The 16,316-nt window shown below is 44.5% G+C and carries 14 protein-coding genes; 1 reads left to right on the top strand and 13 read right to left on the bottom strand.

Features of this window, described 5'->3' with window-relative positions; translation table 11 throughout:
• Positions 1-2 precede the first annotated feature (2 nt).
• The 3 genes from G587_RS23620 to G587_RS0118985 all read right to left on the bottom strand — a co-directional run bounded on the left by G587_RS23620 (position 3) and on the right by G587_RS0118985 (position 3,809).
• The gene (locus G587_RS23620) at positions 3-2,123 is read right to left on the bottom strand and encodes a PAS domain-containing hybrid sensor histidine kinase/response regulator (RefSeq protein ID WP_051201159.1); all 2,121 of its coding nucleotides are present in this window, start codon (positions 2,121-2,123) and stop codon (positions 3-5) included.
• 229 nt (positions 2,124-2,352) lie between these two features.
• On the bottom strand, positions 2,353-3,120 hold the full coding sequence (locus G587_RS0118990; RefSeq protein ID WP_026493536.1) for a type III pantothenate kinase: 768 nt from the start codon (positions 3,118-3,120) through the stop codon (positions 2,353-2,355).
• A gap of 65 nt (positions 3,121-3,185) precedes the next feature.
• Entirely contained in the window at positions 3,186-3,809 is a 624-nt protein-coding gene (locus G587_RS0118985) for an ECF transporter S component (protein ID WP_026493535.1), read from the bottom strand.
• A gap of 264 nt (positions 3,810-4,073) precedes the next feature.
• On the opposite strand from G587_RS0118985, the gene coaBC reads away from it, so the two are divergent.
• Positions 4,074-5,270, top strand: a complete 1,197-nt coding sequence (gene coaBC, locus G587_RS0118980; RefSeq protein ID WP_026493534.1) for a bifunctional phosphopantothenoylcysteine decarboxylase/phosphopantothenate--cysteine ligase CoaBC — start codon at positions 4,074-4,076, stop codon at positions 5,268-5,270.
• Between the two features lie 107 nt (positions 5,271-5,377).
• Here coaBC and G587_RS0118975 read toward each other — a convergent pair whose 3' ends face one another.
• From G587_RS0118975 to G587_RS0118920, 10 genes are all read right to left on the bottom strand, one after another.
• Positions 5,378-5,935, bottom strand: a complete 558-nt coding sequence (locus tag G587_RS0118975; RefSeq protein WP_026493533.1) for a DUF2087 domain-containing protein — start codon at positions 5,933-5,935, stop codon at positions 5,378-5,380.
• A 14-nt stretch (positions 5,936-5,949) separates the two neighbouring features.
• Entirely contained in the window at positions 5,950-6,300 is a 351-nt protein-coding gene (locus G587_RS0118970; RefSeq protein ID WP_026493532.1) for a hypothetical protein, read from the bottom strand.
• A gap of 117 nt (positions 6,301-6,417) precedes the next feature.
• The gene (locus tag G587_RS0118965) at positions 6,418-7,431 is read right to left on the bottom strand and encodes an aminopeptidase (protein ID WP_026493531.1); all 1,014 of its coding nucleotides are present in this window, start codon (positions 7,429-7,431) and stop codon (positions 6,418-6,420) included.
• Between the two features lie 838 nt (positions 7,432-8,269).
• Positions 8,270-8,986, bottom strand: a complete 717-nt coding sequence (locus G587_RS0118950; RefSeq protein ID WP_035787343.1) for an ABC transporter ATP-binding protein — start codon at positions 8,984-8,986, stop codon at positions 8,270-8,272.
• 152 nt (positions 8,987-9,138) lie between these two features.
• Positions 9,139-9,987 carry an ABC transporter ATP-binding protein gene (locus G587_RS0118945; RefSeq protein ID WP_026493528.1) on the bottom strand — a complete coding sequence of 283 codons (849 nt, stop codon included), beginning with the start codon at positions 9,985-9,987 and terminating at the stop codon, positions 9,139-9,141.
• Positions 9,988-9,990: 3 nt separating this feature from the next.
• The gene (locus G587_RS0118940) at positions 9,991-11,187 is read right to left on the bottom strand and encodes a branched-chain amino acid ABC transporter permease (protein ID WP_026493527.1); all 1,197 of its coding nucleotides are present in this window, start codon (positions 11,185-11,187) and stop codon (positions 9,991-9,993) included.
• 3 nt (positions 11,188-11,190) lie between these two features.
• Positions 11,191-12,078, bottom strand: a complete 888-nt coding sequence (locus tag G587_RS0118935) for a branched-chain amino acid ABC transporter permease (protein ID WP_026493526.1) — start codon at positions 12,076-12,078, stop codon at positions 11,191-11,193.
• 24 nt (positions 12,079-12,102) lie between these two features.
• On the bottom strand, positions 12,103-13,308 hold the full coding sequence (locus G587_RS0118930; protein WP_026493525.1) for an ABC transporter substrate-binding protein: 1,206 nt from the start codon (positions 13,306-13,308) through the stop codon (positions 12,103-12,105).
• A 387-nt stretch (positions 13,309-13,695) separates the two neighbouring features.
• On the bottom strand, positions 13,696-14,361 hold the full coding sequence (locus G587_RS0118925) for a zinc dependent phospholipase C family protein (RefSeq protein ID WP_026493524.1): 666 nt from the start codon (positions 14,359-14,361) through the stop codon (positions 13,696-13,698).
• Positions 14,362-14,391: 30 nt separating this feature from the next.
• Positions 14,392-15,732, bottom strand: coding sequence for an MATE family efflux transporter (locus G587_RS0118920; protein WP_026493523.1), 1,341 nt, complete (start codon positions 15,730-15,732; stop codon positions 14,392-14,394).
• Positions 15,733-16,316: the final 584 nt, after the last annotated feature.

Below are 16,316 nucleotides of genomic sequence, written 5' to 3'. Positions count from 1 at the left end.
TTTTACTCCTTAAGTGCTGCATCTAGCACAGTCTTTAGTTCCCTGTAATCTGACAGAAGTTGTTTGGTATCCTCTTCGATGTTATCTGTTTTTCCTTCCTTTGCCGCTGCCTCAAGGGCTTTCGCTTTTTCTGAGAGCTGCGTTGCACCTATCGCCAGGGACGTACTCTTTAAAGAGTGGACATTTATTATGTAATTATCCATGTCCTTCTCTGCGAGATTTTTCTCTATCTGTGCTGCCTTATCATTAACTGATTTAGCATAGGTCAAAATCGCATACATGTAATCATCGGCATCCCCGCAGTACTCTATGCCTTTCCCGGCATCAATGCCCTTGTACTCCCTCAAAACCTTGGGTAACTCCTGAAGCTCATCATCCTCCTCTTCTGCGGGATTCTCCTCTGCCACGTCATTCCCCTTTGCCTCGTCATTTCCCTTTGCGGTTGGATCGATGATCGAGATGGCATCCCCCGGAAGATACTTCATCATCATTTTCTCCATCTCATCGATGTTTACAGGCTTTGCAAGATAGTCTGTAAATCCCGCAGCCAGGAGCTTTTCCTTATCACCTGATATCGCGCTTGCGGTGAGAGATATTATCGGCACCTTTTCATAAAAATCGGGGAACCTTCGCTTTATCTCATCCAGGGTCTCAACACCGTTCATGTTGGGCATTCTGTAGTCCAGGAAAACCATGTCATAGGAGCCTTGGCCAATTTTAATAAGGCACTCCGCGCCACCTGAAGCAGTGTCGATTTTCATGCAGGTTCTTTTGAGAAGCCCTTTTATTACCTGAAGATTCATGGGCGTATCGTCAACAACCAGGATTTTTAAGTCCTTAGCCACAAAGTAGCTGTGCTTTTTGAGAGGGTTTCTTTTATCCTTTTCAATCTGGGTGAAATCCACCTCGCCCACAGGCGTTTCATCGATCACCTTTTGCTTTAGGTAAAATGAGAAGCTTGAACCTCTTTCGTACTCACTCTCGACCTCAAGCTTTGAACCCATAAGTGACAAAAGGTGCTTGGTTATGGCAAGTCCAAGGCCCGTTCCCTCGATCGTTCTGGTCCTCTTCACATCAAGTCTGTCGAAGGCTTCAAACAGCCTTGCCATCTCCTCCTCACGGATTCCGATTCCTGTATCCAGTACGGTGACTTCGATATTGGCGATCCCGTCCTGTATTGATTCAAGATAGGCTATGAGCTTTACATAGCCCCTCTCCGTATACTTGATTGAATTTGTAAGAATGTTTGAAATGATCTGCTTTATCCTTATCTCATCGCCAAGGAGCTTTTCCGGTATCTGGGGATCAACCTCGAATTTAAGTCCGATTCCCTTGGACTCCGCCCGAAGCTGCACAAGGTTATAGAGATCGGCATACAGTGCCTTTGTAGAATATGGCTCCAGCACCAGCTCCATCCTTCCTGTCTCTATCTTGGAGAAGTCCAGAATGTCGCTAATTATTCTAAGAAGGCTCGTGCCCGCTTTTCTTATATTTTCAGAGTATTCGAGAATAGCAGGGTCACTGCTCTCCCGCTGGATCATCTCATTCATGCCAAGTATGGCCGTGATGGGCGTTCTTATCTCATGGCTCATATTTGACAAAAACGCAGTCTTTGCCATGTTTGCCTGCTCAGCCTCAGCAAGGAGCCTCTCCAGCTGTTCGTTCCTCTCGCGCTGTTCCTGCGCTATTCTTGTTTCAGTTATATCCGATATGAAAACATAGTAGACATCGCCGAAGCCGGGAAGATAAGTGAAACGGCCATAGTCATCAACCCACCGTTCCTCGCCATCCTTCCTGATTATCCTGTAAATAACATAATCAAGGTTGTGCTTATTATCTTCATCAGCAATCTGCTCTTCTATAGACTCCTGAATCTCCTCGTAATCTTCTGGGTGGACCATTCCACGAAAAGTATAGCCGGTGTGCTCCTTGAATTCCTCGATTGTTTCGCACCCAAATATAAGCAGTGTCGCCTGATTGACATACAGAATCTCCTGCCCTTCATCTGCCCTGTAAATAAAGAACCCTCCGGGCATCTGCTCTGCAAGCCACTCTATCGCTGTAAATATCTGTTCATCCGGCATTTTGTCGGAAAGATTTCCATTGTAGATTGTGTTACTCATATGCACTACCCTTACGCAAATTGAAACCAATTTTCAGTCTGGTCTTATGTGCCCAGGCAATAGGACACGATACTAGCATATTTAACAACTCTGACTACTCAGATTATACCTTATATAAAGCCTTTATAACGATAATTTATAAATGTTTAATTATTTATTCGCATAAAAATAGCGCAGACCGTTTTTAGTCTGCGCCATTATTTTCATGTTATACCCATTCACAAGAAAGTTATTTTGTATTTCGTTCATATAATATCTGAAGTCCTCGTATGAGGATGTCAGGCTCAAGGTGGAAATCTCTCTTGCAGTAGGGTGCAACGAAAGAGCTGACTCCTCCTGTGAGTACAGCGCTCACCGGCTTTCCAAGCTCTTCCTCGACTCTGTCTATAATACCGTCCAGCATGGCGGCACATCCGATAAGTGAGCCGGCGCGCATGCAGTCTACTGTATTAGTGCCAAGCACTTCCGCTTTTCCTGTGAGATCGATGTTGGGAAGCTGGGCTGCCAAGGATGAAAGGGCATTCAGTGAAACCCAGAGACCCGGGATGATCATGCCCCCGATATAGCTGCCGTTCTCATCGATGACTGACATTGTAGTTGCTGTTCCCATGTCCACGATCGCGACGGGAAGCTTGTACTTGGCGCGGGCTGCAACAGCTCCGACTATTAAGTCGCTTCCGACTGCCTTAGGATTATCGGTACGGATGTCGAGCCCGGTATCAAGGTCAGGGCCCACAACCAGTATGTCGATACCTGTAAGGATTTTCACTGCTCGGGGAAGCACCGACTGAAGATACGGCACAACCGATGAAATTATCCCTCCCTCAATTTCAGACGGATCCACATGATGCATGCTTAAGATTCCCTGAAGATCAAGAGCGTACTGGTCTGCGGTTTTATTGCGGTCGCTTGCAATCCTTACCGAAAACTGCTCCTCTCCATTCTCGACGCCTCCGAGAACAATGTTCGTATTTCCTACATCTATAGCCAGGATCATGTGTGTTACTTCCTCCGATAGCTTTTTATTACTTTAAATTTGACTTTCAAAATGTCTGACTGCAATCAGCACGCTACTTCTACGTCTCTCTTAACTGCGTGAGCTACAGCCTTAGCCACAGTTCCGCCAACAAGGCAGCCTGTGAACCACTCGATCATACCCTGAAGTCCAACGAGAAGAATTACGAACATGATAGGGTTAACTGCGCCAAGCTTGGTTACGAGGTTCTGTACGAACTCTGTCTTGTAGAAGAAGAGAACGATATATCCCATGAAAAGTACTGTGTTGAGCATGGGTGCAAGAAGTCCGCCGACATAGTAGCACCAGATTTTCTTGCTGTCGATTTTTCTAAGAACCTTAAAGATATAGCCTGTAAGGAAACCAACAAGAGTTCTCATACCAACGCAGAGAATAATTGTATGTATAGGACTGATCTGGAAAAAGAAGCCTGTCATGGCTGATGTTCCGGTGATTGCATCGCTAAGACTTGTGAGACCATAAGCGAATCCCAAAGCTGCGCCCTCTGCGGGACCAAGGAGCATTGCTCCGATAGCGATCGGCACCATTGTGAAGGTCATTACAAGTGGTCCAACCGGAATTGAAGATAATCCTGTTATCTTCATTACGAGAATGATAGTGACAAAGATGGCAAGTTCTGTCATCCTTCTGAGATTAAAACTGTTATTCATTTTTTCCTCCTTGCTTGCGTTCCGCCTTCCGCGGATACGGTGCTTAGAATTACGACATCGGGACAGGCGTTTGTTCCTCCTGTCCTTGAAAAAGGTACAGTGGACGTTTACCCGATATCAAAACCAAACTGATTATATCATAGGAATTCGTGACTTCAACCCCAATGAAAAATTATTTTTTCTTCCACAAGTTTTCTTGCAATTACACTCTTTTGTGATAGAGTTAATTCAAATTGTTTTCATGAAAAAAGAGAGGGTTTAATTATGCTTGGTGGTAAAAATATTGTACTGGGAGTAACCGGAGGAATCGCATGTTACAAGGCCTGCGAGCTGGCTTCAGCACTGGTAAAACAGCATGCCAACGTCCAGGTCATCATGACTGAAAATGCAACAAAATTTGTAACTCCTGTTACCTTCGAACAACTCACAGGGAACAAAGCGCTGACAGATACCTTTGACAGGAATTTCGTTCACAGCGTTGAGCACATCTCCGTTGCAGACAAAGCTGACATGGTGATCGTCGCTCCCGCCACCGCTAATATAATCGCAAAGTTCGCCCACGGAATCGCAGACGACATGCTGGCCACAACCGTTCTCGCCTGCAGATGTCCCAAGGCTATCGCGCCTTCCATGAACACTAACATGCTGGAGAATCCGGTGACTCAGGATAATATCGAGAAGCTCCGCCACTACGGCTGGGAGATCATCGAGCCCGACAGCGGACGTCTCGCCTGCGGCGCAGTCGGCAAGGGTAAACTCCCTTCTCCCGAGAGTCTCCTTGAAGTGTGTCTTCACACCTGCTCTCACGAAAAGGACATGACAGGAATGAAGGTTCTCGTAACCGCCGGTCCCACCCGCGAAGCTATTGATCCCGTCAGATTTTTGACCAATCACTCCACAGGAAAAATGGGCTATGCCATCGCAAAGGCAGCATCCCGAAGAGGCGCCGACGTAACTCTCGTGACAGGCCCCTCCGATCTTCCGAAGCCTCCTTACATGAAGGTTGTGGACATCGTTTCCGCCAAGGATATGTACGATGCAGTAATGGCCGATTTTGATACATCAGACATCGTGATAAAAGCTGCTGCCGTCGCTGATTACAGACCCGCCACGGTTGCTGACAACAAGATCAAGAAGGGTGACGGTGACATGTCCATTCCCCTTGAGAGAACCACTGATATATTAAAAACTCTCGGCGAGCGCAAGAAGGATAGCCAGTTTTTATGCGGCTTCTCAATGGAAACCGAGAACATGATAGAAAACAGCAAAAACAAGCTCACAAAGAAAAATCTCGACATGATCGCTGCCAACAACGTAAAGGTTGAGGGCGCAGGATTTGGAACGGATACAAATATTCTTACACTTATCACAAAGGATGATCAGAAGGAGCTGCCGATTATGAGTAAGGATGTGGCGGCTAATGCGTTGCTGGATGAGATTTTGAGGTTGAAGAAAGTGTGATATCATAATAAAAGTCTTCCCTGGTAGATTGTATTAATCACTTCAGGGAAGACTTTTTCTTACTTTTTCTTTATTACTTTGTTCTCCTAAACATTATTGTCGTAAACCTACCAATTCTTGCGGATTTTATATTTTGTCTTATCCCTCTCAAGAAGCTTTTCCGCAACCATATCTCTTCGAATGGTGCAGAAGTCATCATTAAAATCGGCGATTATTATATTAACTTCCCTCTCTGTGTATTCCTTTCCTTCCTCGAAGGCCTTTGCGATTTCCTCAAGAACTATGCGCTCCTTCTTGCGCTGAGTGGGAATACTTTTAAGCTTGCCATACTCGAAGAAGCTGTCGATTACCTTCTTCCTGTACGCATCATCACGCTCCTTCTGAAGATTTTTCTCCTCGGACTCCTCCTTCAAAATATCAAGGATAGTCACGTTGAAGACCTCGTCATTGATGGAGTAGATCGTGTAGTACTGCTCCTTCCTGAATTTCACAGCTCCCGCATCCACAAGCTTTTTCAAGTGGAAGGATATGGTTGCAGGTGTAAGTCCCAGCCTCTCAGAAAGTCGCTCAACATACATCTCCTCTGTCATGAGGGACTTAAGTATCTGTATTCTCGATTTATCTGCAAGACATTTAAACAGTGCTATCGCCTGAGTCTCAGTCATAGTTTACCTCCCAGTCAAAAAAGCTCTGCAGCCTTCTCTTTTATCTCACTTACCGCTGAAAGCTTGGCTTCCTCAACAAGTATCTTGTAGCTGTCATCATGGACCTTTGCCTGCTCGTAGGCCTTCTCCCACTGACCTGTGATGTTACCAAACTTCTTCAAAAACTCATCCCTAAGCTGCTCCTCTGAAACTGCCTTTTCAGCCACTCCAAACACAGCTTTGCTGATGTCGTAGATGTTGGCCTTGGCCTTTAAGATGTTGCTCTCGTCTGTTCTGTCCTCTGCAGCGAGGGATTTTACTTCCGATAAAACTGCTGATTTTCTATCATCAAGATATTTAAAAAATTCTTGTCCTTTTTCGCTCATAATTAAATCTCCCAAACTTTTCTATTTAATTCGCCAATGCTATTTTTCTTGGCGCTAAGTTTATTATTCTTGGCTTTATGTTGGTTCTGGCTTTTTTTCTTCCAAACAAAAACAGCTTTACTTCCAGTTAAGCTCTCCCACACCCACGAGATCGTTGTGGAAGTCCGCTTCGTTCTCTCCACCAAACATTGTATTATCTCCGATTCCGATATGGAAGGTTCCTATCATTTTTTCATCAAGTACTGCGCAGCCGCAAAGACTTGTCACTCCGGGATTCATGCCGATTCCCAGCTCGCACATTGTGCTGTTTTCTTTTCCATAGCTCTCTAAAAGTTTGTTGAAATCGTCATTGTCAGAGCTCTCTATTACACCATTTTTTACTGTGAGAACTACCTTGTAAAAGTCATGTCTGATTCTCGGATTCTCCGCATCCGGGAGATATATCTTTTCAAAGAAAACCTCGCCGTTGGTCTCGTTCTCGACAGGCGCCACGCTAATCTCACCGCAGGGAATGTCGCCATCTCCGGCATCCACGCTCCACTGTCTGTCGCCAAATGCCATGTCCAGCGCATACTTCCCATCTCCGGTCATAATTGTAACACCTGAATGCTTCTCTGTAACCGCCTTAAGCTTCTCGCACTCATCCTTAAGTGCATCGTAGTCAATGTCCAGCGCTGCTTCCATTCTCTCACGATATTCTTCAAAGGAGAGACCTTCCTTCTCGGCCATAGTCTTTGTAGGAACGCGAAGCTGCAGCATCTTCCTCCTGGTTGCACAGGTCTGAAACAGCCTTCCCATATACTGACCAAGAAGCTGCATCTTCTCAGGCTCAAGAGGTTTAGTAAGAACACCTACCGGTCTCTCCATCAGGTCGATGACCACATCCGCATCCTCATACAGTTTGAAGAACTTATCGCCATAAGTGTTCTCCGTCGCATTCTCATTTATCATCTGACTTATCTTCAGATTCTGAACCACCATCACAGGTGTAGCTCCCGCAGCCGCAATCTCTGCCTGCAAAAATGCCACATCATCACTGAAGCTCTCCTCCATCCAGTACTGGATAAGCACCATATCTCCTGTCATTATTCCGGCAGCCTTAACTATTTTCTTGTATATATCCATTTTCATAATTATCTTTCCTCTCTTTATGTTTCTAATTTGATGTTTGTCTAAATATAAATCTGTAAATTATTTTTGTCAACATTATTCTTATAAAAAAGAATACCCTACATAATGTAGGAAGCATTCATTCTAACTTCGCTTCATAGTCATCATCTGCTCATATGCCTTCTCACGGTCACTAGTGTAATTATTTTCAATTTTGCGACTATTTCCTGCTCTTGTCTTCTCCCTTAGCGGGGTGTTTTTCATCCCTTTACGTCTAAAAGCTTGCATAAAGTATTCCCGGCTTAACGCTTCTCCTTAAAAGTTATCGTTATTTCGTATGCGTTACGTCTATAAGCTTGTTGAAAGAGGTATCGGTTGAACTCCATAGCGTTCATTTTATGAGGAACCCTTTTTCAACAAATTTTTGGATAAGAAAATTCAGTCAGTATAGTACATTCTAAGTCAGTAGGTGTAACAGCCCTCCGAAAACTATACTTTATTTCAGAACCTGGTACGTCTATATCATCTCCTACAGGACCACCGGCGTAACACACCCCAAAATAGGGCTAAACAACCGCCTCTAGACTAACAATCTATTCAGTCTATTTTCATAAAAAGCACACCACAGGCGTAACGCCACCCCAAAAAAGAAAAAGAACACTGAAAAAGAACAAAAAAGCAAAGCAAATGTCCCCACCTCCCGCCAAAAAAACCTTCATAGCTCCCATCATATCCCCAAAACCACAAAAAAGGACTTCACAAAGCAACCACTTCATGAAGCCCAACATTTTAGATACCCGAAACTCTCATCAAATATCTACAACTCTTCTATTATCTACAATACCTAACAAAACCCACCTTACTTCGCACTACCAAGGTACGCTGCCTTAACCTGCTCATCCTCAAGCAGCTCTGCGCCGGTGCCCTCCATTGATATCTTACCGTTCTCGATAACATACGCTCTGTCAGCAACGTGCAACGCCATGTTCGCATTCTGCTCGATAAGAAGAACAGTAGCTCCGTCCTCGTGAATCTTGCGGATAATATCGAATATACCCTGCACTACGATAGGAGCAAGTCCAAGAGAAGGTTCATCCATCATAAGGAGCTTGGGTCTTCCCATAAGAGCTCGTCCAACAGCAAGCATCTGCTGCTCACCACCTGAAAGAGTACCACCTGCCTGCCATGCTCTCTCCTTAAGTCTCGGGAAGTATCCGAAGACCATCTCAATATCCTGCTCAAGATCATCATTTCTAAGATAAGCACCGATCTTAAGATTCTCAAGTACTGTAAGATTAGGAAAAATCCTTCTTCCCTCGGGAACCATCATCATTCCCTTCTGTACGATGAGAGTAGGATCCTTACCGGTAATGTCCTCACCCTCAAAGATTACCTTGCCGCCCTTGGGCTTAACAAGTCCGGATAAGGTGCGAAGTATTGAGCTCTTGCCCGCTCCGTTAGCACCGATAAGGGTAACAATCTCGCCCTTATTAACGTCAAAGCTTATGCCGCGGACAGCCTCGATACCGCCATATCCAATCTGTAAGTTGTCTATCTGTAAAACCTTTTCGCTCATAAATATCACTCCAATTCATTCGGAAGTTCTGATCTACTCTGTATGACATCTCACCAGGCTCGAAAATACCTCGCCAGGTGATCTGCACATCGCTTCGCTCCCCAGAACACGTTCAGACTAGGTTCGCAAAAACCTCACCAAGTCTTCACAGATTAGCCTTCCTCCTCAGTTACACCTAAATATGCCTCGATAACTCGCTGGTTCTGCTGAACCTCCTTAGGAACACCCTGCGCTATCTCACTTCCAAAATCGATTACATAAATGTAATCAGAAATATTCATGACAAGATCCATATGATGCTCAATCAGGAAAACTGTGAGATCATACTTATCTCTTATCTGTCTTACAAATTCAGCAAGCTCGATAGTTTCCTGCGGGTTCATTCCGGCAGCGGGCTCATCAAGAAGAAGGAGCTTGGGATTTGTTGCAAGAGCTCTTGCAATCTCAAGGCGTCTCTGAAGACCATACGGAAGGCTGACTGCCAGCTCATCCTTGTAGGCATCAAGACCCTGCTCCTTAAGAAGCTCCATGGTCTCCTCTCTCATCCTCTTCTCTTCAGCCATATTACCTCTGAAAATTGCGGAAAAGACATTCTGCTTAGCATGCTGATGCTTTGCAATAAGCACGTTGTCAAAAACAGTCATGCTCTTCCAGAGACGGATGTTCTGAAAAGTACGGGCAATTCCAAGACCTGTAATCTGATCCGGAGTCGGTGAAAGAACTGCATCTTTCGCATATTTATCCGCGTTCTCACCCTTGTAGGTTTTTGCAGCTTTTCCTGTCGGGTGATTTCTTACTATGGGCTGACCCATAAACTCTATCTGACCGTTGGTGGGCTGATAAACTCCTGTGATGCAGTTAAACGCTGTGGTTTTTCCTGCACCGTTAGGTCCTATCAGTGCGGTGATCTTGTGCTCCTCCACATCAAGGGTCAGGTTATTAACTGAAACAACGCCGCCAAACTGCATTGTTATATTTTCAAGACGTAAAGCGTTCCCCATGTCTTATTCTTTCCTTTCCTTTTTTCGAGAGCTTCTGTCAAAAAGCGCTGCCAAACTAATCTCTTTTTCTCCCATAATTCCCTGTGAAAAGAACAGCACGATTACCATGATGACGATTGAAAATACCACCATACGGAAACCGTTTCTAAGGAACGGAACTTTGAAGCTACCAATGTATAATTCACTGTCGAGGAATCTGAGCCACCACTCGGAGCATGCAACATACAGGAAAGTAGCAAGCACGCTTCCGCTTACGGAGCCGATTCCGCCGATAACAACGATAAGAAGAATCTCGTAGGTCATAACAGATGTGAATGCCTTAGCCTGTGCGTTGGCAACATACATTGCAAAAAGTGCACCGCCAACTCCCGCAAAGAAGCTGGAAATAACAAAGGATAACATCTTGTGACTAAAGAGATTGATTCCCATAGCCTCTGCAGCAACCTCGTCATCTCTGATGGACTTGAAGGCTCTGCCGTATGAGCTGTTGATAAGAAGCACAATTATCACGATACAGACAGTTGAGATAAGGAATGGTACAAATGTTGATAGTCTTACTATCTCGTGTCCTGCTCCGTCTGTGATATTGAAGCTTGAAAATGTCGGGAAGCCCTTTATCATGTTTGCACCGTTTGTAATTTTACCGAGCTTCTGCCACTGGAAAATGGCACGGAGAATCTCTGCAAAACCAAGGGTTGCGATCGCAAGATAATCACTTTTCAAGCGAAGTACAGGGAAGCCTATGAGATAAGCAAAAAATCCTGCAACGCAGCCTGCAAGAATAATTGCAATGATGCAGCCAATTATCATGCTGATGGCTCCGCCCACACCTGTTGTTCCAAAGATACCGCCGAGAATATCAATGATTGATGAATTGAAGGCACATCCCCCAAAGAGGTAGTATACCTGTTCCTTGGAAGCTGCAGGCACCATGAGGATTGCGTAGGTGTATGCACCAAGGAGCATAAAGCCTGCCTGTCCCAGTGAGAACAGCCCTGTAAAACCGTTAAGAAGGTTCATTGATACCGCAACCAGTGAGTATACGGCAGCCTTTTTTAACACGGTGAACAAAGGACTTGTGGGCCAGAACACCTGAGGAAGCCCCGGAATAATGGAGCTTATATTTTCAAGAAGTATAATTATTAAAAGCATCACGGCGATAGCTGCCAATGCTCTTAGATTTATCTTTTTTTGTTTCATACGTCACACCTTATCAGTAGCAGCTTCTCCGAAGAGTCCCTGCGGTTTGAATACCAGAATTATTATCAGAAGCGCAAAAGTAAATGCATCGGAAAATACGGAAACATCCCATGCTGAGGGCAGTCCCTTGATGATGGTCTCACAGATACCAATGAGGAACGCACCTATAACAGCTCCGGGGATCGAACCGATTCCTCCAAAAACAGCAGCAACAAATGCCTTAAGTCCGGGCATTGCTCCGGCAGTAGGAGTTATCGCAGGATAGTTCGTAAAGAACAGGATAGAACCAACTGCTGCAAGAGCTGAACCAATAATAAATGTGACAGAAATTACGCTGTTAATCTTAATTCCCATGAGACGGCTTGTCTCAAAATCCTTTGAAACAGCACGCATGGCCATACCGATTTTCGTTCTGTTTATAAGCTGGGTAAGTGCAAAGACGAGAACAAGCACAAGAATGGGAGTGATGATAACTACCCATTTTGTCTGAGTTCCTGCTACATTCACCGTGTCAGACAAAAACGGAATTGTAGGATATGTCATGGGCTGTCCGCCAGTTACGTAGGTCGCAGTATTTTGCAGAAGGTAACTGACACCGATAGCCGAGATCATAACTGACATTCTGGGTGCATTTCGAAGGGGCTTATATGCTGCTCTCTCAATGGTGAAGCCCAGAAGAACAGTTACCAAAATAACCAGAGGAAGCGACCCTCCTATAGGAAGGGTCGCTGTGAAGTAGATTCCAAGAAGTCCGGCAACCATGAATACATCGCCGTGAGCAAAGTTGATAAGACGAAGTATTCCGTATACGAGAGTGTATCCGATAGCGATAAGCGCGTACTGACCACCTACTGATATACCGGAGAGTAATATTGAAATGACGTATTCCATAAAAATATCATCCTTTAAAATTTCTTATTTTGCGCTACCGGTCTGAACCTTTTCAAATTCCCATGTTCCTGTAGCTGTATCTGCAGTCTTGATGTAAGCTGTGTCACGAACTGCATCACCGACCTCATCAAAAGCGATTGAGCCGGATACACCGTCATACTTAACGCCTGAAATAGCTGACTTGATGGCAGCCTTATCGCCTGAGCCTGCAGCCTTGATTGCTTCAAGAGCTACATAGTATGCGTCATAACCCATTGCTGTAACTGCTGAGATTGTGTCATTTCCACCGTTTGCTGTAAGTGCACTTGAGTTACCGTTGATGTACTCCTTGATGCCCTTATCGAATTCCTCTGAACCACCCTCCTGATAGAAGGTTGAAACGTAAAGCTGGAGGTTTGTTCCCTTTGTTGCCTCAAGAACCATGTTGTCATCAAGAGTATCTGATCCAAGGAAAGGAATTCCGATATCAAGTGAAGCAGCCTGCTCCATGATCTGTTTTGCATAAGCGATTGATACAGGTGTAAAAATTACATCAGCGCCTTCGCTCTTTGCCTTGTTAAGGTAAGATGTGAAATCAGAGTTGTTTGTCGGGAAGGAGTCAGTGATTACCTCACCGCCAGCTGCCTCAAACACCTGCTTGAAGAAAACTACAAGACCCTGATCGTACTCGTTACCGTTCTCACCGAGGCAATAAGCCTTTTTAGCTGAGAACTTATCAATAGCGAAGTTCGCAAGAACGTCAGCCTGGAAATTATCAAGGAAACAAATTCTGAAATAATAATCGTTACCCGCTGTAACATTGGGATTTGTACAGGTTACACCGATTGCTGCAAGACCAGCCTCTTCAAACTTGGGACCACCTGCCATTGAAACGCCTGAACCGTATGAACCAAGAACAAGTGATACATCCTTACCAACCAGCTCAGAAGCTGCGGAAGGAGCCTTATCTGCTGAAGAACCATTGTCAGCCATAACCAACTCGACATTATAGGTTTTGCCACCAACTTCTACAGTAGGTGTCTCTGAATTTGCATACTGCATACCAAGGATTTCCTTCTTTCCTCCGGAAGCAGAATCACCGGTAGAAGGCTCGAAGACACCGATCTTAATGGTATCGCCGGACGAAGAACCTGATGACGCAGGCGCAGAACCTGTCGAAGACGAGCATGCACAAAGACTGAAAGTCATAATGCCTGCCATTACAGTTGCAAGAACTTTTCTTACTCTCATTATTAAATTCCTCCTCAAACTGTTTTCGTACCGTTATTCACAAATTCAGCATCTATTACAATAATAATATATTTAGCTTAAAAACGAAATATTATATGCGTTTTTTAATAATATTATTATTGGATTAAATAATTTGTCCATGTGAATAGGCAAAGTGATAAAGCAAGAAAGAATGTCGCTTGCGACATTCTCGCGCCGAGCGCGGTTGCTGAAGGCAACATATTCCTATCGCGCGAGTGCGCATCCATAGCGGAGCGCTTTTTATGATATAGGAATTTCGGAGAAATTTCCTATATCATAAAAATAGGCGCCTTGAATCACATTGTGAATCAAAACGCCTTTGTTTGAAATTATTATACTCCGTAGTTTGGATTTGGCAACACGTTTTTACAGCTCTTTTAGCTGCTTGAAAACTCTGTCCGTGGTCTCATCAAGAAACCATAGCATCATGGCTGATGTATAGAAACGATGCCCTGAAACATCAATTGGATCCGGTAGATTATACTGGGTATTTATAAGATGCTCCTTCATGTTTTTCATGTCTATGGCTCTTACAAAGTCCCCGAAATCCTCTTCCTTTGAATTCCCAAGAAGCTCCAAAATCTCAGGGCCTCTGTCCAGCTGCTGGTAAAGCCATCTGTCTATCAGCATAGTTTCGGGAGCGTATACCTTTTTGAAATCCTCATTGTCCATTGGCGGAACGTTCTTTTTCTGAAGCGCTCTCCATATCAGAAGATCATTCCAGTAATCGGTATAGCAGTGAGCACAGATTCCAAGTATGAAAAGTCTCCTTTTGTCATCCTTTTCTACTGTCCCATATTTTCCCCAGAAATTCTTTATATTTTTTAGCCACTGCTCGTAGTCCTGAGTATCTCCCCAGGGTCCGCAGTTTTCAAATATATGGGAATGGATTTTCTTCTCAAGATAATTATCTGCAAAATGAACAGAGTCAGGCGCCACGGATCCGAGAATAAACTCTTCGATTCCCTCGTCTATCCCAAGGCGCTCTGCCAGTCTGTATGCAATTTCCATGTGAGTAATCTGACCTGCCATTTTATCTCCGTTAATGGTTTTTAATATTATTTAGTGGGCATCTTCAGTAAGCTCAGGCTTAATGAACATCAGGAAAAGTCCTGCCGCTATTATAACAGAAACCACGTCTGCGCCAAGCTGTGATGAGATAACGCCGTAATATCCAAACAACATCTGGAAAGCTGTGATGACCACCGCATACACAATACCCTGTCTGCAAAGTGACAATATCAGCGCGGGCATTCCCTTGCCCATAGACTGGAAGGTACATATAGTTACAAGGCTCAGTCCCATAAGGATCATACCGGGCATCTGGAGTCTCAGCATAAGCGCTCCCTGAGATATAAGTGAGCTGTCCTTCAAAAATGCTCCCATAAGGGGATTTGCCAAAAGTGCAACTATTGCTGCCATCACTGCTGCCGTTCCGCCAACTATGCGATACGCAAAGGACAGAACCTTCTTAAGTCTCTCCTTATTACCCGAACCAAATACATAACCTGTAAGAGGCTGTCCACCGAAGGCAAGGCCTACAATTACAAGCATTACAATGTTTACGATTTTCAGAACGATTCCCATAACTGCAATTGAGTCACTGCCGTAGCCTGAAAGCGCACGGTTTGTGAGAGTGATTCCGATTGTCTGTGTAAAATTCGTAACGGATGCGGGAAGACCTACAGCAAAGATTTTTCCAAGCTCTCCCAGCTGAAGTCCAAAATCACCAAGCTTAACTGACAGTCCATCGCACTTGGTAGCTGTGTACCAGATTGCGAACAAGTCTGAAGTGATGTATCCGATAACCGTTGCGATAGCTGCACCTGCAGCTCCCATTCCAAGTCCGAAGATGAAAACAGGATCCAGAATGATATTCACAACCGCACCGATTATTGAAGTGATCATTGAAGCATTGGGATGTCCCACGGTTCTCATAAGATTAGAGGGAACCAGTGAATAAATAATGAAGCAGCTGCCAAGGACTATGAACTGATAGTACTGGCCTGCATAGTTCATGACGTCACCATCCGCGCCGAGGAATCTTAGGATCGGTGTCTTAAACATCAGTAGTACGATCGTCGTGAGAAGGCCAAAGCCTATAGCTGCGTACATACAAAAAACGCTGAGTCTCTTTCCGTCCTCACCTTTTCCTGCTCCAAGAAGTCTTGAAATATAAGAGTTTCCGCCCAGTGCAAACATATCACCAAATGCAAGAAATAGTGTGAAAAGCGGTGTGCACACAGAAACACCTGCGATAAGTGAAGTGTTGCCGGTAAGAGCTATGAAGTAGGTGTCCACCATGCTGTAAACCAGCTGAACTACCATGCTGAGGACTACCGGAATAGCAAGCTTTAAGTACGCCTCCCTTATTGGTGCTTTTTCAAATAAATCGTTACTCATGAATACTCCTTCAAAAATCTAGTAGGCTCGATTTCGCACACGAACATTCCGCACTTCGTGCTCCATGTTCTTACAACCGGCAAATGAATTTGTATGCAAGCATCCATTCGCTTGCCGGTCTTGTGCAACAAAAAAGACACCTCATAACCGATCGGATTATGGATGTCCTTACCGTGGTCTTGCTGATATCTGGCAGCTATCCGCCGCCACTGGTAATATCTCCAAAACCCTACTAGCAATATTTAATCTTCGGGTATGATAACATTCATAAAGAAAAAAAGTCAAGGGAGCAGTTTCTAATCTCTTGATTGGCTTTATGACTATGATATCTTACGGGATATGCTTGTCAACCCCGAAGCCACTAATGGTGCGCTTTGCGCAGGGTTGACCAGCATATCCCTTCAGATACAAGGTAGTCATGCCAATCAAGGATTAAATGGGCGCTCCGGCGCCCATTATTCAATTGAAGATGCGTTAGTTTATGGCGCTATTTTCTTTTCGCTGTCTCTACGTGTATGGTTCTCGTTTTTATGGTAGTGCACGTAGGATTTTGTTGGGGTTGTTAGTTTCTACGTGAAATTTTT

It is taken from the genome of Butyrivibrio sp. XPD2002, assembly GCF_000423945.1.
GTDB lineage: Bacteria > Bacillota > Clostridia > Lachnospirales > Lachnospiraceae > Butyrivibrio.
This window is presented reverse-complemented; position numbering and strand designations above follow the sequence as displayed.